At 63.4% G+C, this 19191-nt stretch carries 16 protein-coding genes and 2 pseudogenes; 9 read left to right on the top strand and 9 right to left on the bottom strand.

Annotated elements, in window-relative coordinates; genetic code table 11:
* Positions 1-49 precede the first annotated feature (49 nt).
* Together X742_RS154895 and X742_RS154900 are read left to right on the top strand one after the other, a co-directional pair.
* Positions 50-1285 (top strand): putative DNA modification/repair radical SAM protein, encoded by a 1236-nt coding sequence (locus X742_RS154895; RefSeq protein WP_023772390.1) that lies wholly within the window; start codon positions 50-52, stop codon positions 1283-1285.
* A 2-nt stretch (positions 1286-1287) separates the two neighbouring features.
* Positions 1288-2757 carry a UdgX family uracil-DNA binding protein gene (locus X742_RS154900; RefSeq protein ID WP_023772389.1) on the top strand — a complete coding sequence of 490 codons (1470 nt, stop codon included), beginning with the start codon at positions 1288-1290 and terminating at the stop codon, positions 2755-2757.
* A gap of 9 nt (positions 2758-2766) precedes the next feature.
* Here the strand turns inward: X742_RS154900 and X742_RS154905 are convergent, their stop codons facing one another.
* From X742_RS154905 to X742_RS154920, 4 genes are all read right to left on the bottom strand, one after another.
* Positions 2767-4032 (bottom strand): glycerate kinase, encoded by a 1266-nt coding sequence (locus tag X742_RS154905; RefSeq protein ID WP_023772388.1) that lies wholly within the window; start codon positions 4030-4032, stop codon positions 2767-2769.
* The gene (locus X742_RS154910; RefSeq protein ID WP_023772387.1) at positions 4029-4532 is read right to left on the bottom strand and encodes a heme-degrading domain-containing protein; all 504 of its coding nucleotides are present in this window, start codon (positions 4530-4532) and stop codon (positions 4029-4031) included. Before X742_RS154910 ends, X742_RS154905 begins: the two co-directional genes overlap by 4 nt.
* A 76-nt stretch (positions 4533-4608) precedes the next feature.
* Positions 4609-5922, bottom strand: coding sequence for a guanine deaminase (gene guaD, locus X742_RS154915; RefSeq protein WP_023772386.1), 1314 nt, complete (start codon positions 5920-5922; stop codon positions 4609-4611).
* 2 nt (positions 5923-5924) lie between these two features.
* A complete protein-coding gene (locus tag X742_RS154920; RefSeq protein WP_023772385.1) occupies positions 5925-7142 on the bottom strand; it encodes a urate hydroxylase PuuD in 1218 nt (405 codons plus the stop codon).
* A 132-nt stretch (positions 7143-7274) separates the two neighbouring features.
* Here X742_RS154920 and X742_RS154925 point away from each other — a divergent pair, with 132 nt between their 5' ends.
* The 3 genes from X742_RS154925 (at position 7275) to X742_RS154935 (ending at position 10252) form a co-directional block, all read left to right on the top strand.
* On the top strand, positions 7275-8195 hold the full coding sequence (locus X742_RS154925) for a LysR family transcriptional regulator (protein ID WP_023772384.1): 921 nt from the start codon (positions 7275-7277) through the stop codon (positions 8193-8195).
* Between the two features lie 150 nt (positions 8196-8345).
* A complete protein-coding gene (locus tag X742_RS154930; RefSeq protein WP_023772383.1) occupies positions 8346-9008 on the top strand; it encodes an LLM class flavin-dependent oxidoreductase in 663 nt (220 codons plus the stop codon).
* Positions 9005-10252 (top strand): LLM class flavin-dependent oxidoreductase, encoded by a 1248-nt coding sequence (locus X742_RS154935; RefSeq protein ID WP_023772382.1) that lies wholly within the window; start codon positions 9005-9007, stop codon positions 10250-10252. Before X742_RS154930 ends, X742_RS154935 begins: the two co-directional genes overlap by 4 nt.
* Here X742_RS154935 and xdhC read toward each other — a convergent pair.
* The 5 genes and pseudogenes from xdhC to uraH all read right to left on the bottom strand — a co-directional run bounded on the left by xdhC (position 10249) and on the right by uraH (position 15598).
* The gene (gene xdhC, locus X742_RS154940) at positions 10249-11157 is read right to left on the bottom strand and encodes a xanthine dehydrogenase accessory protein XdhC (protein WP_023772381.1); all 909 of its coding nucleotides are present in this window, start codon (positions 11155-11157) and stop codon (positions 10249-10251) included. The two genes, X742_RS154935 and xdhC, sit on opposite strands and share 4 nt — an antisense overlap.
* Before the next feature lie 63 nt (positions 11158-11220).
* Positions 11221-12330, bottom strand: a pseudogene (locus tag X742_RS0136975) (molybdopterin cofactor-binding domain-containing protein); the annotation flags it as partial.
* Positions 12331-12332: 2 nt separating this feature from the next.
* Positions 12333-13739, bottom strand: a pseudogene (locus tag X742_RS0136970) (molybdopterin cofactor-binding domain-containing protein); the annotation flags it as partial.
* Positions 13739-15220, bottom strand: coding sequence for a xanthine dehydrogenase small subunit (xdhA, locus tag X742_RS154945; protein ID WP_023772380.1), 1482 nt, complete (start codon positions 15218-15220; stop codon positions 13739-13741). The pseudogene X742_RS0136970 and the gene xdhA, both read right to left, overlap by 1 nt.
* 3 nt (positions 15221-15223) lie before the next feature.
* Entirely contained in the window at positions 15224-15598 is a 375-nt protein-coding gene (gene uraH, locus X742_RS154950; protein ID WP_023772379.1) for a hydroxyisourate hydrolase, read from the bottom strand.
* A gap of 202 nt (positions 15599-15800) precedes the next feature.
* On the opposite strand from uraH, the gene puuE reads away from it, so the two are divergent.
* Genes puuE through X742_RS154970 form a run of 4 tightly spaced genes read left to right on the top strand, consistent with a single transcriptional unit; the run spans position 15801 to position 19185 of the window.
* Positions 15801-17219, top strand: coding sequence for an allantoinase PuuE (puuE, locus tag X742_RS154955; RefSeq protein WP_023772378.1), 1419 nt, complete (start codon positions 15801-15803; stop codon positions 17217-17219).
* A gap of 9 nt (positions 17220-17228) precedes the next feature.
* Positions 17229-18092, top strand: a complete 864-nt coding sequence (locus X742_RS154960; protein WP_023772377.1) for a bifunctional allantoicase/(S)-ureidoglycine aminohydrolase — start codon at positions 17229-17231, stop codon at positions 18090-18092.
* A complete protein-coding gene (locus tag X742_RS154965; protein WP_023772376.1) occupies positions 18089-18592 on the top strand; it encodes an ureidoglycolate lyase in 504 nt (167 codons plus the stop codon). The genes X742_RS154960 and X742_RS154965 overlap by 4 nt, the downstream gene beginning before the upstream one ends.
* Positions 18592-19185 carry a nucleoside deaminase gene (locus tag X742_RS154970; RefSeq protein WP_023772375.1) on the top strand — a complete coding sequence of 198 codons (594 nt, stop codon included), beginning with the start codon at positions 18592-18594 and terminating at the stop codon, positions 19183-19185. The genes X742_RS154965 and X742_RS154970 overlap by 1 nt, the downstream gene beginning before the upstream one ends.
* Positions 19186-19191: the final 6 nt, after the last annotated feature.

Raw genomic sequence — 19191 nt, 5'->3', positions numbered from 1 at the left:
ACCATCAAAAGATATGGCGCATTGGCCTTCCAGAACATATCATGAACGGATGAGCGCACTCCCTGTTCGTGAGAAACTGGCGATACTGTCCGACGCCGCCAAATACGACGCCTCCTGCGCCTCATCGGGCGCGGCGAAAAAGGATTCTTTGAAATCCGGCGGCATCGGCTCCACCGAAGGCATGGGCATCTGCCATTCCTACGCGCCGGACGGCCGCTGCATTTCGCTGTTGAAAATCCTGCTTACCAATTTCTGCATCTACGACTGCAGCTATTGCATCAACCGCTCGTCCTCGAATGTCCGGCGCGCCCGCTTCGGCATCGACGAGGTGGTGAAGCTGACCATGGATTTCTACCGGCGCAACTATATCGAAGGACTTTTCCTGTCCTCGGGCGTCATCCGTTCGCCTGACGAAACCATGGGCGAGATGGTCGAGGTGGCGCGGCGGCTGCGGCTGGAAGAAAAATTCTCCGGCTATATCCATCTCAAAACCATCCCCGAGAGTTCGGCGGAGCTGATCGAGAAGGCCGGGCTCTATGCCGACCGCTTGTCGATCAATGTCGAGTTGCCCACCGACGAGGGCGTGAAGAAACTGGCGCCGGAGAAGAGGCCGGAGACAATCCGGCTTTCGATGGCCAATTTGCGTCGGAAAATGGAGGAGAAAGCCGAGCCGACATTGCGGACCAAAAAACGCGAACGATTCGCGCCGGGCGGCCAGTCGACGCAGATGATCATCGGCGCGGACAAGACCACCGACGACGGCATCCTGCATGCTAGCGCCCGGCTTTATGGCAGCTACCATTTACGGCGCGTCTATTACTCGGCCTTCAGTCCGATCCCCGATTCCTCGTCATCGCTGCCGTTGCGGAAGCCGCCGTTGATGCGCGAACACCGGCTCTACCAGGCCGATTGGCTGATGCGCTTCTACGGATTTTCGCAGCCTGAAATTTTGGCCGGCAGCAGCGATGGCATGCTTGATCTCGCTATCGATCCGAAACTTGCCTGGGCGCTGCGCAACCGGGGACGCTTCCCCGTCGACGTAAACCGCGCCGACCGCGAAGCGCTGCTGCGCGTGCCTGGCCTGGGAACCAAGGTTGTCGCGAAAATTCTCGAAACCCGCCGCTACCGGCGATTGCGGCTCGAGGATGTCGGCCGGCTCTGCCATTCGATCGCCAAGCTCAGGCCCTTCATCATCGCCGAAGGCTGGTCGCCAGGCGCGCTCACGGACAAGGCCGCACTGCGCGGCAAGATCGTGCAATCCTGCGAACAACTAGCGCTGTTTTGACGATGCGGCCGGCCGAATTCGACCTCACCCGCCACACCGTCTGGCTTGAAAGCCAGACCGACTTCGCCGGCTGGCGCGACGCGGCTCGGCGGCTGGCGTTAAATGAGGTCAGACCCGAGGACGTCAGCTGGCGTGTCGTAGCCGGTCTCGACCGGCCGCCAAGCGACTTGCCTGACGTGCCGCAAGGCGCTGAGCTCATTGTGCCGCGCGATTTCATCGGCCACGCCGAGACCGCCTTCTGCCATTCCGATCCCGGACGTTTCGCCTTTCTCTACAGGCTGCTGTGGCGGTTGCGCATCGAGCCCAAATTGCTGGCGATCGCATCGGATCCCGACACCAAACGGCTTGAAACCATGGAAANGGCGGTGCGGCGCGACAGCCACAAAATGCATGCCTTCGTCCGCTTCCGGAAGATCGGCGTCGGCGAGGATGAGCGCTATGTCGCCTGGTTCGAACCCGACCATTTCATCGTCGAGCGCAATGCGGATTTCTTCGTCAGGCGTTTTACCGGCATGCGCTGGACGATCCTGACGCCTTACGCGTCCGCCGATTGGGATGGCGAGAGGCTGGCAATCGGGCCCGGCGCGGCCAAGGGGGATGCGCCAGACAAGGACGATACCGAGACGCTGTGGAGGACTTATTTCGAGAACATCTTCAATCCGGCACGCCTCAAGGTGAAGGCCATGCAAAAGGAGATGCCGAAAAAATATTGGCGGAACCTTCCCGAGGCCTCGCTCATTCCTGACTTGATCGCGGGAGCGGACAAGGCCGCCAGGGATATGATTGCGAAGATACCGACGACGCCCGCGCCGCACCACGCCAAAGTGCAGGCGAGGCACTGGCCGAAGCATCAACCAGCCGAAACGCCTGATGACGGTGACGCGCACACGGTTTCCGAATTGCGCGAGGCCGCCAAGGGATGCCGCCGCTGTCCGCTTTGGCGCGATGCGACGCAGACCGTATTCGGCGAGGGGCCTGACAACGCCAAGGTGATTTTCGTCGGCGAACAGCCGGGCGACCAGGAAGACCTCGCCGGCCAGCCGTTCGTCGGCCCGGCGGGCAAGGTCTTTGATGCCATATTGGACGATGCCGGGGTCGACCGGCTGAAAGTCTACGTGACCAACGCGGTCAAGCATTTCAAATTCGAACCGCGCGGAAAACGCCGAATCCACTCCAAGCCGAATGTCGGCGAGGTCCAAGCCTGCCGCTGGTGGCTCGACCACGAGTTTGAACTGATCAAGCCGAACCTCGCGGTGGCGCTCGGCGCCACGGCGGCACTATCCCTGCTTGGCAAGGCGATCCCGGTGACCAAGATGCGGGGCCAGGTGATCGAACGCGAGGATGGCTTGCGTGTCTTTCTCACCATCCACCCCTCCTTCATCCTGCGCATTCGGGATCACGCCGACAAAGAAGCCGAACGCGAGCGGTTTTTTCAGGACATGAAGCAGGTAAAGAAGCTCATGGCAGCTTGATTTACCGGTTTAGCGAACGAGAATTGCTCGGAGATCATTCACGTTCGTGCCGGTCGGGCCGGGCACGAAGAGATCGCCGACGGCATTGAAGGCCGTCCATGCGTTGTTGCCGGCCAGCATCGCCTTGGCATCCACACCTGCCGCGCGCATGCGCGAAACGCTCGAACCATCGGCGAAGGCGCCGGCATTGTTTTCCGAACCGTCGATGCCGTCGGTATCTGCGGCAAGGGCGTGAATGCCTTCGACGCCGTTGATGCCGATGGCGAAGGCAAGCAGGAATTCCGAATTGCGGCCACCCTTGCCTTTGGCCCTCAGCGTCACGGTGGTCTCCCCGCCCGAGAGGACCAGAACCGGCTTTTGAAAGGGCCGGTTGCGCGTCGCCATTTCGCGGGCGATTGCCGCGTGGACGCCGCCGACCTCGCGTGCTTCGCCTTCGATGGCATCGGAAAGAATGACGGCTTCGATGCCTTGCCGCCTCGCTTCCACCGCTGCCGCTTCCAGCGACACGCCAGCTGATGCGATCAGATGCACCTCGTTGCGCGCAAAGCGCTGATCGTCAGGATCGGGTGCGTCAGCCGCCGGCGACTGGATATGCGCCATGACCACGTCCGGCAGCTTCATGCCATAGGCTGTTATCGAAGCCAGGGCATTCTCACGGCCGCCAACATCGGGAACGGTTGGGCCGGACGCCACAAGGGCCGGATTGTCGCCGGGTATGTCGGAGACCACCAACGATACCACCTTGGCCGGCCAGGCCGCTGCAGCCAGCCGGCCGCCTTTGATGGTGGAGAGGTGCTTTCGGATGGTATTCATCGCCGCGATCGGCGCGCCGGAGGCGAGCAGCGCCTCGTTGACGGCGATCTCGTCGGCCAGTGTCAGGCCGGCGGCCGGAGACGGCAGCAGCGCCGAACCGCCGCCGGAAATCAGCGCCACGACCAGATCGTCCGCTGTCAGCCCTTGCACTTTTTCCAGCAGGCGCCGCGAGGCCTTGAGCCCGGCGGCGTCCGGCACCGGGTGCGCGGCTTCGATGATCTCGATGCGCTCGCATTTGGCGCCATAGCCGTAGCGGGTGACGACCAGGCCCTCGATCGTGCCCTCCCAGATCTTCTCGAATGCCGCCGCCATCTGCGCCGAGCCCTTGCCGGCACCGATGACGATGGTGCGGCCCTTCGGCTTTGCCGGCAAATGATGCCTGATGGTTCTCTCGGGATCGGCGGCCGCGACCGCCGCGTTGAAGATATCGGTGAGAAAGGACTTGGGGTCGAGCACGGTCATTCGGCCTCTGAAGGCAATGCCAGCCCGAGCCTATCGATGTCCAGGTGATCGCACAGCGCATCGACCACTACGCCATGATCCTGCCGCTCCGGCAGGCCGGACACCGCGATCACACCGATGACACCGGCGCCCTTGACCGTGACCGGGAAGCCGCCGCCGGCCAGCACATAGTCAGCAATATCCAGCCCCTCGCCGATCTTGAAGGTGCGGTCGGGGCGCTGCTGCTCCAGCACCAGCCGGTAAGTGCTTCCGAGATAGCGCTTCACGACATTGATCTTGCGCCGCGCCCAGTCGGGGTTGGAAGCATTCGAACCAGGCATCGCCGCATAGAACAGGGGCCGGTCCCATAGCCTGATATCGACTATGATCGGCAGGTTCTCGGCTGTTGCACGACCACGGATGGCCGAACCGATCTCGAAGGCGACAGCCTCGTCGAAGGCCGTGAAGACAAGCGTCTCTTCCTGTCTCTTGATCAGAGCGATGTCGTCAGCAACGGCCATGTCGTTCCCCTGTCAACTTCGCCGCACGCTTTGACCGATGGCTGCCGCCGGGTCAAGCAGGGAACACGCCGCTGCGCTAAATTGCGATGTCGCTCTTGGCAGGCCGCCCCGCGACATACACCTCGCGCACGGCGCGGTCGTCTCCAAGCGTCTGCAGCAGGAACAGTTCCTGCGCCAGCGTCTCGACCGTTTCCATCCTAAGCCGCATCGCTGGCGTCGCCCTGGCATCGAGCACGACGATGTCTGCATCGGTGCCATCCTCCAGCGTCCCGATCCTGTCCACTACCGACAGCGCCTCGGCGTTGCCGCGCGTGATCTGCCAGAAGGACTGGAATGGGTTGAGCTTCTCGCCATTGAGTGCGATGACCTTGTAACCCTCGTCCATGGTACGCAGCATCGAATAGTTGGTGCCGCCGCCGACATCGGTGGCGGCCGCGATGCGCAATGGTTTGTCGCGGCGGCGAAAGCGCTGATAGTCGAACAGGCCGGAGCCGAGGAACAGGTTGGAGGTCGGGCAGAATACCGCCACCGAACCGCTGTCCGACAGCGCGTCCGCCTCACGCTCCGACAAATGGATGCAATGGCCGAACAGGCTCTTTTTGCCAAGCAGCCCGTAATGTTCGTAAACATCGGTGTAGTCGCGCGACCAGGGGTAGAGCTGTTGCGTGAAGGCGATCTCGGCGTGGTTTTCCGACAGATGCGTCTGCATGTGCAGGTCGGGATGTTCGCGGCACAGCGCGCCGGCCATCTCCATCTGCTCCGGTGAGGAGGTGATGGCGAAGCGTGGCGTGATGGCATAAAGCTGGCGGCCCTTGCCGTGCCACTCGGCGATCAGCGCCTTGGTGTCGTCATAGCCGGATTGCGGCGTGTCGAGCACGCCTTCGGGCGCATTGCGGTCCATCATTACCTTGCCAGCGATGTTGAGCATGTCGCGCGCGTGCGACTCGGCGAAGAACGCTTCCGCCGACGCCTTGTGCACCGAACAGTAGGCGGCGACCGTCGTGGTGCCATGGCGTACCGTCTCATCAAGGAACAGGCGCGCGACCCGGCGGCCATGCTGCGCGTTGGCGAATTTTGTTTCCTCGGGAAAGGTGTAGGTGTTCAGCCAGTCGAGCAGTTCGGCGCCATAGGAAGCGATGATCTGCATCTGCGGGAAATGCACATGGGCATCGATGAAGCCCGGCAGCAGCAGATGCGGCCGGTGATCGATCTTTTTTGTCCACTCGTCCGCCTGTTTCTCGACATCGGGGTAGGCGCCCGATGCAACGATCCCGCCGTGGGTTATCAGCAGGCCGCCATCTTCCTCGTAGCGCCAGGCGGAGTGGTCGTCGATGGTTTGCGGCCAGCGCACGAAGAACAGCGTGCGGCCGCGCAGAAGTGTCGAGGTCATGCTTATTTCCCCGCGCCTTCGAACCAGGCGACCAGCAGCGCCCGCTCCTTGTCGGTGATCTCTGTGACATTGGCGGGCGGCATGGCGTGGCTGCGGCCGGCCTGAAGGTAGATCTCGCGGGCATGATCGGCAATGCCCGCGTCCGTATCCAGCATCACCCCCTTGGGCGCGTGGTAGATACCGTCGTAGACCGGCTCCGCGGCATGGCACATCGAGCAGCGGCCGAGCACGGTGTCGCGCACCGCCGGGAAATGCGCCGAGGCGATATAGACTTGCGCCGAGGCGGAGGCCTTGGGTTCACCGGTCAGCACCTTCGGCACGGTCGACAGCCAGATGATGATGAGGAACAGGACAAAGGCACCCAGCCAGGTCCAGTGCGGGTTGCCGGCACGTTTGTGCACGCTGTTGAAATAGTGGCGGATCAAGACACCGATGATGAACACCAGCGAAGCGATGACCCAGTTGAACTGCGTTCCGAAAGCCAGCGGATAGTGGTTCGACAGCATCAGGAACAGCACGGGCAGCGTCAGATAGTTGTTGTGGAGCGACCGCTGCTTGGCGATCTTGCCGTACTTCGGATCCGGCTTGCGTCCTGCGATGAGGTCGGCGACGACGATCTTCTGGTTCGGAATGATGATCATGAAGACATTGGCCGACATGATCGTCGCGGTGATGGCGCCAAGATGCAGGAAGGCGGCGCGGCCGGTGAACAGATGCGTCAGCCCCCAGGCTATGAACACCAGCACGCAATAGAGCACCAGCATCAGGCCGGTGTCGCTTTTGCCGAGCGGCGAGCGGCACAGGAGATCATAGACCACCCAGCCGACGCCGATCGTCGCCATCGACAGCAGGATGCCTATTGGCACCGACATCGGCAGCACATTGGGATCGATCAGGAACAGGTCGGCTCCGGCGTAATAAACCACGCACAGCATGGCGAAACCTGACAGCCAGGTGGCGTAGGATTCCCACTTGAACCAGGTCAGATGCTCGGGCATCTCGGCCGGCGCCACCAGATATTTCTGGATGTGATAGAAGCCACCGCCATGCACCTGCCATTCCTCGCCGAAGGCGCCGACGGGCATGCCTGGTCGCTGGCGCAGGCCCAGATCGAGCGCGACGAAATAGAAGGACGAGCCGATCCAGGCTATGCCGGTGACGACGTGCAGCCAGCGCACGGCGAAGCTCAGCCAATCCCAGAAAATCGCGAAATCCATCATTGAAGTCGTCCCTGCCGATGACGCGACTTTAAGGTGTGGCGCGTAAACGGAAAGAGGCGAGGTGTGCGATGACTTTCAAAAAAAATTGGAAAATACTAGGCTGATCGCCGCAAACCGGCGAAGGTGCTCCGCATGGCCTATCTCGACAACATCGCCGTCTTCGTCCGCGTCGTCGAGCTCGGCAATCTGTCGGCGGCCGGGCGCGACATGCGCATTTCGCCGGCGGTCGCCTCCAATCGTATCAAGGAACTGGAGAAGCATCTCGGCGTCCGGCTGTTCAACCGCACGACGCGGCAGTTGATGCCGACCGAACACGGCACCGTGTTCTACTCGGGCGCCAAGCAGGTTCTCGAGGCGATCACCGAAGCGGAGGCGGCTGTCTCGGCGCTGTCGGGCCAGCCGCGCGGCACCATCAAGGTGACGGCGCCGCTCGGGCTCGGGCGCCGGCTGGTGGCCTCGGGCATTCCCGATTTTCACGACAAATACCCTGATATCGAGGTGCGGCTCAGGCTCTCGGACCACAATGTCGACATCATGAAAGAAGGCATCGACGTCGCCTTCCGGCTCGGCATCATCGAGGACTCCAGCCTTCGGATGCGCGGCATCATGGAATGCGAACGTGTGCTGGTCGCCGCACCCAAATATCTTGAGGCGCGCGGCGAGCCCATGGATCCGCAGGAATTGATCGCCAGAAAACATGACTGCCTGATGCTGCGCTATTCCGGCGCACGCGAATATGTCTGGACCTTGCAAACGCCGGCCGGCCAGCAAAAATTCGAAGTGCACGGGCCCTACGACACCGATGACGGCGACGTGCTGACCGGTTGGGCTCTGTCGGGACGCGGTATCATCAACAAGCCGCGCTTCGAGGTCGAGCCGTTCATCCGCGACCGGCGGCTGAAGGTCATTCTCGCCAGCACTCCGCCTACGCCGGTGCAATTCGCCGCCGTATATCCGCACAAGAAGCTGCAGGACCCCAAGGTGCGCCTGCTGCTCGACTTCATGGCGGAGCGCTGCCAGCGGCTGATCAAGGACATCCTGGCCGGCAAGTGACGGGCTCCTGGCCCATCGCATCCGGTTGCCTTGCCCGAAAGCCGGCCTAGGTTGGAGCCGGATGGCTGTGCGATGTCGCTGGCAGCCAGATAGGCCGCAAGATGCATNTTTCCCTACACGACGCTCTTCCGATCTGGCTGGAATGCGACCATGACGCAAGCGCCAGACGAAGCGGACAATTTCAGCCGACCGGAAGAGTTCTCCGATGACGATTTTCGCCGCCGCGCCGAGGAATATATCGCCGTCGTCCGGCGCTTGTGGAACGGCTGGGATTCGGACGCGCTCCTGTTCGACAAGAGCGGCGGCCGCTTCCACGACCCCGAAAAGATGCACCTGCTCGACCACAAGGGCGAATTCTTTTCCGTGCGCGGCCCGCTGAACGTCGCGCGCTCGCCGCAGCACACGCCGGTGCTGGTGCTGTCCGGCCTGTCGGAGGCCGACTTCGACATCGCCGCCCGCACCGCGGACGTCATAGTATGCGACGAATGGCCGGCGGCAGAGAGTAAGGCACGCTATGACGACTTCCGGCGCCGCGTTTCCATGTGCGGGAGCGAACCAGATACCTTGAAGGTGCTGACCTGCATATTGCTTCCCAGCGAAGGCATCACCGGGCTGGCCGACAGGCTGGAGAAACAATTTCGGGCGAAAAGCTGTGATGGGTTCAACATCGTGATGTCACCGGAGCCTGCGGTGCTCGATGATTTCGTCCATCGCGTTTTGCCGGAACTGCGGCGACGCGGCCTGTTTCGAGAGAACCATGTCGGAACAACCCTGCGCGCGCATCTCGGCCTTGCCAGCGGAGGTGACCGATGAGCGCGCGCATGAAGCTCGGCGCCTTCCTGTGGGCGACGGGCCATCACATCGCCGCCTGGCGCCATCCCAAGACGCATGTGACCGCTGGCATCGACATCGATCACTACATCGCACTGGCGCGCACGGCGGAAGCCGCCAAGTTCGACATGATCTTCTGCGAGGACGCCGCCGGCCTGCGCGAAGCCGATGTCGGCATCGCCAGCCAGACGTCGCGCTCGATCGGCTTCGAGCCGATCAGCCTGCTTTCGGCGCTGGCCGTCCAGACCAGCCGCATCGGCCTCGTGTCCACGGCATCGACCAGCTACAACGAGCCTTACGGCCTGGCGCGGACCTTCCTGTCGCTCGACCATCTGAGCGGCGGCCGGGCGGGCTGGAATCTGGTCACGTCGGCCAGCTCGATCGAAGCCGCCAATTTCGGTGCGACGGGCCTCAAGCCTCACGCCGACCGCTATGAGCGGGCGCGTGAGTTCGCCGAGGTTGTCACCGGGCTGTGGCACGGCAAGGTATCAGGCCATGTCGGCCAGAGTTTTTCGGTGCGCGACCCGCTCGACCTGCCGCCTTCGCCACAGGGCGCGCCTGTCATGGTCCAGGCCGGCGCCTCGGATGTCGGCCGTGATCTTGCCGCCCGCACCGCCGACGTGGTGTTTACGGCCGCACAGACCTTCGAGGAGGCGAAGGCCTTCTACGACGACCTCAAGGGGCGCATGGCGGCCCATGGGCGCGAGCCCGACGACATCAAGATCATGCCCGGCGTCGCGCCCGTGGTGGCGGAGACCGAGGCCGAAGCGCGCGAGAAATTCGAGGAATTGCAGGAATTGATCCCGGACGACGTCGGCGTAGCGCTGCTGTCCAGCTATCTCAGCATCTCCGACCTCTGGCGCTATCCGATCGACGGACCGCTGCCCGAACTGCCCGAGAGCGAGGGCATGAAAAGCCGCCAGGCCCTGGTCGTCGAGCAATCGCGCCGCGACGGTCTTTCCATTCGTCAGCTTGCGCGGCATTTCGCCGGGGCGCGCGGGCATTGGCGCATCGTCGGGACAGCGACCCAGGTCGCGGACGAGTTGCAGGCGCGGTTCGAAGGCGGTGCCGCCGACGGTTTCAACGTCATGCCGGCTTATTTCCCTGGCGAGCTCGATGCCTTTGCCACGCTGGTGGTGCCGGAACTGCAGCGGCGTGGCCTGTTCCGCATGGAGTATGAAGGCACCACGCTGCGTGCGCATCTGGGCCTGAAGCGACCGAGCTAGCCGGCCATCGCGTTGCCCTGCGGAGCGTGATGCACTGAGTTCGAGGCCGCGTTATGAACAATTAGCGCCGTCATGATCTCGGCGGCCGCCAGTGCGGCAATAACGGGCGGGCGCTTGTCCCTGATGGCGGCGCCGCCGATCGGCGAGACGAGGCGGGCGAATTCAGCGTCCGCGCCGTCCGCCGATTTCAGGAACCAGTTTCTGAATGTCGCCTTCTTGGTCTTCGAGCCGATCATGCCGACATAGGCCGCGTCACCGCGTTTAAGCGCCTCCGCGACGATCAGGAAATCGAGCGCGTGGTCATGGGTGAGGATGGCGAAGGCGGTGCCGGCCGGGGCGGCGCGCACCTCGGCTTCCGGCATCGGCGTCAGCCGCGTCTCGATTGTTTCCGGCATGCCTTCCAGCGCCTCCGCCCGCGTCTCGATGACGACACAGTGTACGGGAAGAAGCGCTACCGTGGACGCGAGCGCCTGGCCGACATGGCCGCCGCCGAAGATATAGACATGCGGCAGCTGCGCCTCCTCGGCTTCCGCCGCCGCAACCAGTTCGGCGGCCAGCGCCGCATTGACCAGCCGGATCAGCACCTCGACCCGTCCGCCACAGCACTGGCCAATTTCGGGGCCGAGCGGGACGTCAAGCGAGGCGCAGACTTCGTCGGCCTTGATGCGGGACGTGGACCGCAGGCGGTTCGATCCACCCGATGGCGCCACCATCCGCCGCGCCTTGTCGATGGCCATGTATTCGAGCTGACCCCCGCCGATCGTGCCAAAGATCTCCGCCGACGAAACAAGCATGAAGGCGCCCTTCTCGCGCGGCGTCGAGCCTTTGGTACCGGCCACTTCGACCAGGGCAAGTCGCGCGGCGCTGCCGAGAAAGGTTTTCAGGCTTTGCACGTTCGAGTTCATGGTTCACGGTTCCCAGATGCAAAATATAGGCTTTTTCGGCTGGGATTGCACGTTTGCCGACCTTCAGGTGACAGCCTTGGCCTCTTTCTTGAGCCGCTCGATCGCCATCAGCACGCGTTCGGGTGTGGCCGGCGCGTCGAGACGCGGGCAGATCTTGTGGTCGGCGACGCTGGCAACGGCATCCGACAACGCGTGCAGCACCGCCATGCCATGCGGCAGCGGCGGCTCGCCGACCGCCTTGGAGCGATGGATGGTCGGCTCATAGGCCTGCGACCAGTCGGTCAGCGCGACGTTGAAGACCTTCGGCCGATCCGAGGCCAGCGGGATCTTGTAGGTCGAGGGCGCATGGGTGCGCAGCCGGCCCTTGTCGTCCCACCACAGTTCCTCGGTGGTCAGCCAGCCCATGCCCTGGATGAAGCCGCCCTCGACCTGGCCGAGGTCGATGGCCCGGTTCAGCGAACGGCCACAGTCGTGCAGGATATCAGCGCGCTCGACGACATACTCGCCGGTCAACGCGTCGACCGACACTTCGGCGCAGGCCGCGCCATAGGCGTAGTAGTAGAAGGCGTGGCCTTGGCCCTTGCCGCGGTCCCAGTGAATCTTCGGCGTCTTGTAGAAGCCGGCGGCCGAGAGCTGCACACGCGCGATATAGGCCTGCTTGACCAAATCGTTGAAGCTGACTTCCTGGTTGCCGACGCGCACCCGGTTGGGCAGGAACACCACTTGGTCGACAGGAATCTGGTATCTCTCGGCGGCGAAGTCGGTCAGCCGCTGGCGGATCTGGCGCGCCGCGTTCTGCGCCGCCATGCCGTTGAGGTCGGCGCCCGAGGACGCCGCCGTCGGCGCGGTGTTGGGCACCTTGGCGGTGGTGGTGGCGGTGATCTTCACGCGGTCGAGGTCGATCTGGAACTCCTCGGCCACGACCTGTGCCACCTTGAGGTGCAGGCCCTGCCCCATTTCGGTGCCGCCATGGTTCATGTGCACCGAACCGTCGGCATAGACATGGACCAGCGCCCCGGCCTGGTTGGACTCGGTCTTGGTGAAGGAGATGCCAAACTTGACGGGCGTCAGCGCCAGGCCGCGCTTGACGAAGCGGCTGTTGGCGTTGAACGCGGAAATCTCGCGACGGCGGCGCGCATAGCTGGCGCTCTCTTCCAGTTCCGCCACGATGCGCNCTGGTTGGACTCGGTCTTGGTGAAGGAGATGCCAAACTTGACGGGCGTCAGCGCCAGGCCGCGCTTGACGAATCGGCTGTGGGCGTTGAACGCGGAAATCTCGCGACGGCGGCGCGCATAGCTGGCGCTCTCTTCCAGTTCCGCCACGATGCGCTGGATGATGCAGTCCTCGACCTTCTGGTGATAGGGCGTGACGCAGCGTGCGCCGATCGCCTCCATCGGGTCGTAGAAATTCAGCTTGCGGATCTCGAGCGAATCCTTGCCGACGGCGAAGGCGACCTCGTCGATGACCCGCTCGGCGCCGATCATGCCTTGCGGGCCACCGAAGCCGCGGAAGGCGGTGTTGGAGACGGTGTTGGTGTAGAGCGGCGCCGACTTGGCCAACACCGCGGGATAGAAATACGCGTTGTCGCAGTGGAACAGCGCGCGGTCGCCGACCGGGCCGGACAGGTCGGCGGAAAAGCCGCAGCGCAAGGCATAGGTGAAGTCGACGCCGAGGATGTTGCCCTCGTCGTCGAAGCCGACTTCATAGTCGATGGCGAAATCGTGCCGCTTGCCGGTGGCGGTCATGTCCTCGTCGCGGTCGAGCCGGACCTTGACCGCCCGCTTCAGCTTCTTGGCGGCGATGGCGGCGATCGCGGCGCACTGGTTGGCCTGCGTTTCCTTGCCGCCGAAGCCGCCGCCCATGCGGCGCACCTCCACCGTCACCGCGTTGCTCGGCACGCCGAGCGTGTGGGCGACCAGATGCTGCGTCTCGCTCGGCCCTTGCGTCGAACAGTAGACGGTCACCTCGTCGTCCTCGCCGGGGATGGCGAGCGACACTTGGCCTTCGAGGTAGAAATGGTCCTGGCCGCCAAGCCACATGCGGTTCTTGATGCGGCGGGGGGCGGCCTCGATTGCGGCGGCCGCATCGCCACGCTTCAGGATCAGCGGCGTGGTGACCTGTTTGTCCTTGGCCGGATCGAGGTCCCAAATGTCGATGACGGCGGGAAGCTCGTCATACTCGATCCCAGCCAGGCGCACGGCGCGCCGCGCCGCCTCGCGCGTCTCGGCAACGACCGCGAAGATCGGCTGGCCGAAGAACTGCACCTTGCCTTCCGCCAGCACCGGATCGTCATGCATGTTGCTGGGCGAAATATCGTTCTCGCCCGGCACGTCGGCATAGGTCAGCACGTCGACGACGCCAGGGGCCGCGCGCACCGTCGAGAGATCGACGCTCTTCAGGACGCCATGCGCCACCTTGGACAGGCCAAGACCGACATGCAGCGTGCCGGCCGGCTCCGGCATGTCGTCGATATAGATGGCACCGCCGCTGACATGCTTGTGGGCGGAATCGTGCCGCTGGTCGGTGGCGACGCCGCCGACGATCTTCTCGGCCTTGAGGTTTGATGGTGCGTGCTTGTTCATCAGGCCGCCTCGCTGCGTGAGACCTGGAACGGCGCCTTGGTGCCGGTGGTTTCCACGTAAAAGCGCAACAGAAGGTTCTTCGCCGCCAATGCTCGGTATTCAGCGGTTGCGCGCATATCGGTCAGCGGGGTGAAATCGCTGGCATAGCAGGCCATAGCCGCTTCTACCGTCACTTCGTTCCAGGCCTTGCCGAGCAGCGCCTTCTCGACAGAGGACGCCCGCTTCGGCGTTGCCGCCATGCCGCCATAGGCGATGCGGATATCGGCTACCGTGCCGTCCTTGGCCAAGGCCAGATAAAAGGCGCCAAGGGTCGCGGTGATGTCCTCGTCGCGGCGTTTGGTGACCTTGTAGACGGCGAACTTTGTCCCCTTTGCCGGCACCGGCACATGCACGGCCTCGACGAACTCGCCTGGCTGGCGGTCCTGCTTGCCATAGGCGATGAAGAAATCCTGCAACGGGATCATGCGCCGTGTCTTGCCCCTGCGCAATGTCAGCCGTGCACCGAGCGCGATGAACGGTGGCGGCGTGTCGCCGATCGGCGAGCCATTGGCGACGTTGCCGCCGATCGTGCCCATGTTGCGGACCTGTTCGCCGCCTATGCGGTCGAACAACGGCCCCAATGCCGGGATGCGTTTCGACAGCGTCGAAAAGGCTTCGGTGTAGGTGACGCCGGCGCCAATCGATATGACCCCATTGTCTTCCGTGACGGTGCAAAGCCCGGGCAGATTGCCGATGAAGATCGCCGGCGAGATATCCCGCATCTGCTTGGTCACCCACAGGCCAACGTCGGTCGCACCCGCGACGACGGTGGCGGTCGGTTGTTTTTCGAAGACAGTCGCGAAATCGTCGGCGTCGGCCGGCACAACCAGCCGCGTCCCGCCGGCGCCGATCTCGACCCTGGCGCCGTCGCGCAATGCCTGTAGCCGTGTGGTGACTTCCCGGCGCTCCGCCGCCAAGGGGTCCTTCGCCACCTTGCCGTAGCTCGATATGGCGTGCGCGGCGCGCATGATCGCCTCATAGCCGGTGCAGCGGCAAAGATTGCCTTGCAAGGCTTTTTCGATGGCCGCGTCCGAAGGGTCCGGTGACTTCATCCACAAGCCGTAGAGCGACATGACGAAACCCGGCGTGCAGAAGCCGCATTGCGAGCCATGGAAATCGACCATAGCCTGCTGGACAGGATGCAACTGGGCTGCTTCGCCGCGCAGGTGCTCGACCGTCACGACATGGGTGCCGTCGAGCGAGCCGAGAAAGCGAATGCAGGCATTGACGCTTTCATAGACCAGTCCGGTGGCCGAAAGTCTGCCGATGAGCACCGTGCAGGCGCCGCAATCGCCCTCGGCGCAGCCTTCCTTGGTGCCGCGCAGCGAACGGTCGAGCCGCAGCCAGTCGAGCAGGGTCGCGTCAGGCGCCACGGATGACAGCGCGACATCCCTGCCATTCAGAATGAAGCGGATTTCGTTACGGATATTGACCTTGGCCATGCCTCAGCTCCCCCTGTAGGTGGAATAGCCGTAAGGCGAGATCAGCAATGGTACATGATAGTGCAGCGCCTGCGCCATGCCGAAGCGGATCGGCACGCTATCGAGGAAGGCCGGCTCGGGCAGCTTCGTTCCTTGGCCGCGCAGATAGTCGCCGGCCGCGAACACCAGTTCGTATTCGCCGGTGCGGAAGTCGGCACCGGCCAGCAGCGGCGCATCGCAGCGGCCGTCGGCATTGGTGACGACCGTCTTCAAAAGCGTGCGGGCCAAACCCTCGAGGCGGTAGAGCGCGATGGAGAGCCCCGCCGCCGGCCTGCCGGTCGCGGTATCCAGGACATGGGTCGTCAGACGCCCGCCATCGGTTTTCGATGTCTCTGCCATTGGCCGCCTCCCATTTTCCAATACGAACAAATTGGCCGGTACAATCGAACACTACTGATGAATTGTGCGCCAATTAAAGGCGATGCATAAGTCCCGGTCGAGCGGAGTGCGACAAAAACACTTTCAAAAATTTTGAGGGGAATGCGAGAAGCACCCTTTCGATATCCTGATCATACTTCCGGTGATGCCGGGCGGAGGGACGATGCGTTACACCAGGGACATGCGGGGCTACGGAGCCAATCCGCCGGATCCGAAATGGCCTGGCGGCGCGCATGTCGCCGTGCAGTTCGTCGTCAACTACGAAGAGGGCGGCGAGAACTGCGTGCTCCACGGCGACAAGGCTTCTGAAGCCTTCCTGTCCGAGATCGTCGGCGCGGCGCCCTGGGTGGGCCAGCGCCACTGGAACATGGAATCGATCTACGAGTATGGGGCGCGGGCCGGCTTCTGGCGGCTGCTGCGCCTGTTCAGCGACGAGCAAGTGCCCGTCACCTGCTATGGCGTCGCCACGGCGCTCGCGCGCTCACCCGACCAGGTCACGGCGATGCAGGAAGCCGGCTGGGAAATCGCCTCGCACGGGTTGAGATGGATCGACTACCGCGACCACGATGCCGAGGACGAGCGCCGCGACCTCGAAGCGGCGATCAAGCTGCACTACGAGGTGACCGGCCAGCGCCCGACAGGCTGGTATACGGGCCGAACGTCGATCAACACGGTGCGGCTGGTGGCAGAGGAAGGCGGCTTCGACTACGTCTCGGACACCTATGACGACGAACTGCCCTACTGGTTCGAGCATGAGGACGGCACGCAGCTCATCATCCCCTACACGCTCGACGCCAACGACATGCGCTTTGCCACACCGCAAGGCTTCAACTCGGGCGACCAGTTCTTTGCTTATTTGAAGGACAGTTTCGATACGCTCTATGCCGAGGGCAAGGCCGGCCGGCCGCGCATGATGAACATCGGCCTGCATTGCCGCCTGGTCGGGCGGCCGGGCCGGGTGGCGGCGCTTAAACGCTTCGTCGATTATGTCAAATCACACGACAAGGTCTGGCTGGCACGGCGCATCGACATCGCCAGGCACTGGCAGGAAAACCACCCCTATCAGCCGGCCGCCCTGCGCCCCTCGAAGATGGAATTCGAGACGTTCGTTCACGCCTTCGGCGGCGTTTTCGAACATTCGCCCTGGATCGCCGAGCGGGCCTACGAGCTGGAGCTCGGCCCAGCGCACGACACGGCGGGCGGCCTCCACAATGCGCTTTGCCGCATCTTCCGTTCCGCCAGCGAGACCGAACGGCTCGGCGTGCTCAACGCCCATCCCGACCTCGCCGGCAAGCTGGCCAAGGCCAAGCGACTGACGGCGGAATCGACCAGGGAACAGGCTTCCGCCGGTCTCGACGCGCTGACCGACAAGGAACGCGAACTGTTTTCCAAGCTCAACGCGGCCTACGTCACCACCTTCGGCTTTCCGTTCATCATCGCGGTGAAAGGCAAGACAAAAGAGGAAATCCTCGCCGAATTCGAAGCCCGCATCGGCAACAGCCGCGGCGTCGAATTCGAAACCGCATGCAAACAGGTCGAGCGCATCGCACTGCTGCGCCTCAAGGACATGCTTCCACAATAGGTTTGAAAAATGGATACGATCAGGATGCCCGAGCGCACCTATTATGCCCCAAAGGGCGGCCATTCCGGCCAGAGCGAACTTCTGACCGGCCGCGCCGTCTTCACCGAGGCCTATGCGGTCATCCCCAAGGGCGTGATGCAGGATATCGTCACCAGCGCCCTGCCGTTCTGGGACGAGACGCGTGTCTGGATCCTGTCGCGGCCGCTGTCCGGCTTCGCCGAGACGTTTTCGCAATACATCGTAGAGGTCGCGCCCGGCGGCGGTAGCGAGCGGCCGGAGCCCGATGCCGGCGCCGAAGGCGCCCTGTTCGTGGTCGAGGGCGAACTCACGGTTCTGCTCGACGGCATGAAACATGTGTTGCGCCCCGGCGGTTTTGCCTTCCTGCCGCCGGCCAGCGGCTGGACAGTCCGCAACCAAGGCAAGGCGGCTGTCCGCTTCCACTGGATACGCAAGGCTTATGAGGTCGTCGATGGCCTCGAGATTCCCAAGGCCTTCTTCACCAACGAACAGGAGATCGCGCCGACGCCGATGCCCGGCACAGAGGGCCGCTGGGCAACGACGCGGTTCGTCGATCCCGCCGATCTGCGCCACGACATGCACATGACCATCGTCACGCTTGAGCCTGGCGCAGTCATTCCTTTCGCCGAAACGCATGTCATGGAGCATGGGCTCTATGTGCTCGAAGGCAAGGCTGTCTATCGGCTCAACCAGGACTGGGTCGAGGTCGAGGCCGGCGACTATATGTGGCTGCGTGCCTTCTGCCCGCAGGCCTGCTATGCCGGCGGCCCCGGCAAATTCCGCTATCTGCTCTACAAGGACGTCAACCGGCACGCCAAGCTCGGCGGGGCCGGCATCGCGAAGCGGACGTCATGAGCCGCATTGTCGCGCGGACGTTGACCCGTGAGGCCTTCGCCGAATTCGGCGATGTCATCGACATGGGCGGAGACAACCACTATCCGATCAATGGCGGCAAGGCCGAGCGCTACCATGACCTCGCCACCGCGCAAGCCACGGGGCCGAATGCGCGCGTGCTGATCTCGATGGTGCGCGGCACGCCCTATGACATGCCGCTGAAGCTGACCATGGTGGAGCGCCACCCCTTGGGCAGCCAGGCTTTCATACCGCTGTCGCCGCGTCCGTTCCTGGTCGTCGTCTGCCCTGACGGCAGGGACGGACCTGGCGAGCCGCATGCCTTCGTCACCGCACCGGGGCAAGGCATCAACTATTTCCGCAATCTCTGGCACGGCGTGCTGACGCCGCTCGGAGAGCCTCAAGACTTTTTGATCGTCGACCGTGGCGGCGACGGCTCCAACCTCGAGGAATTCCACTTCTCGCACGCCTACGAAATCCATCTCCCCAACGAGAACTCGTGATGACCGACATTTCGCTGATCGATCGCCTGCTCGAGGTCATCGAGCACGACATCGTGCCGAAGACGGCAGAAGGCGTCGCCCACGGCAACAAGCTGTTCGGCGCGGCGATCCTGCGCAAGGATACCCATTCGCTGGTACTGGCCGAGACCAACAACGAGATGGAAAACCCGCTTTGGCATGGCGAGGTGCACTGCCTGAAGCGCTTTTACGAGATGCCCAGGGCCGAGCGCATCGACACCAAGGACGCCATCTTTCTCGCCACACACGAGCCATGCTCGCTCTGCCTGTCGGCGATCACCTGGGCCGGCTTCGACAATTTCTACTATTTGTTCAGCCACGAGGATTCGCGCGACAGTTTTGCCATCCCGCATGATCTCAAAATTCTGAAAGAGGTCTTCACCCTCGATCCCGGCGGCTACAATGCCGAGAATGCCTATTGGAAAAGTTTTTCGATCCGCGGGTTGGTGAGGGCGCTGCCCGGGGCCGAACGCCAGCGGCTGGAGGAGCGGATCGGGAAAATCTCGGCGCGCTACGATGAGCTGTCGGGTGACTACCAGGCGGGCAAGGCTGAGAACGACATTCCGCTGAACTGAGCTTCC

It is taken from the genome of Mesorhizobium sp. LNHC229A00 (assembly GCF_000502415.1).
Taxonomy (GTDB): domain Bacteria; phylum Pseudomonadota; class Alphaproteobacteria; order Rhizobiales; family Rhizobiaceae; genus Mesorhizobium.
The sequence above is the reverse complement of the archived record's forward strand: the minus strand, read 5'-3'. Positions and strand labels throughout refer to the sequence as shown.

What these genes read in the sequence shown, in the direction of transcription:
- X742_RS154965 (WP_023772376.1), top strand. Translation starts at nt 18,089, where the DNA reads ATGAGCCGCATTGTCGCGCGGACGTTGACCCGTGAGGCCTTCGCCGAA.
- X742_RS154910 (WP_023772387.1), bottom strand. Translation starts at nt 4,532, where the DNA reads ATGGCCGTTGCTGACGACATCGCTCTGATCAAGAGACAGGAAGAGACG.
- X742_RS154925 (WP_023772384.1), top strand. Translation starts at nt 7,275, where the DNA reads ATGGCCTATCTCGACAACATCGCCGTCTTCGTCCGCGTCGTCGAGCTC.
- X742_RS154895 (WP_023772390.1), top strand. Translation starts at nt 50, where the DNA reads ATGAGCGCACTCCCTGTTCGTGAGAAACTGGCGATACTGTCCGACGCC.
- X742_RS154935 (WP_023772382.1), top strand. Translation starts at nt 9,005, where the DNA reads ATGAGCGCGCGCATGAAGCTCGGCGCCTTCCTGTGGGCGACGGGCCAT.
- X742_RS154905 (WP_023772388.1), bottom strand. Translation starts at nt 4,032, where the DNA reads ATGACCGTGCTCGACCCCAAGTCCTTTCTCACCGATATCTTCAACGCG.
- X742_RS154970 (WP_023772375.1), top strand. Translation starts at nt 18,592, where the DNA reads ATGACCGACATTTCGCTGATCGATCGCCTGCTCGAGGTCATCGAGCAC.
- puuE (WP_023772378.1), top strand. Translation starts at nt 15,801, where the DNA reads ATGCGTTACACCAGGGACATGCGGGGCTACGGAGCCAATCCGCCGGAT.
- X742_RS154930 (WP_023772383.1), top strand. Translation starts at nt 8,346, where the DNA reads ATGACGCAAGCGCCAGACGAAGCGGACAATTTCAGCCGACCGGAAGAG.
- xdhC (WP_023772381.1), bottom strand. Translation starts at nt 11,157, where the DNA reads ATGAACTCGAACGTGCAAAGCCTGAAAACCTTTCTCGGCAGCGCCGCG.
- uraH (WP_023772379.1), bottom strand. Translation starts at nt 15,598, where the DNA reads ATGGCAGAGACATCGAAAACCGATGGCGGGCGTCTGACGACCCATGTC.
- X742_RS154960 (WP_023772377.1), top strand. Translation starts at nt 17,229, where the DNA reads ATGGATACGATCAGGATGCCCGAGCGCACCTATTATGCCCCAAAGGGC.
- guaD (WP_023772386.1), bottom strand. Translation starts at nt 5,922, where the DNA reads ATGACCTCGACACTTCTGCGCGGCCGCACGCTGTTCTTCGTGCGCTGG.
- xdhA (WP_023772380.1), bottom strand. Translation starts at nt 15,220, where the DNA reads ATGGCCAAGGTCAATATCCGTAACGAAATCCGCTTCATTCTGAATGGC.
- X742_RS154920 (WP_023772385.1), bottom strand. Translation starts at nt 7,142, where the DNA reads ATGATGGATTTCGCGATTTTCTGGGATTGGCTGAGCTTCGCCGTGCGC.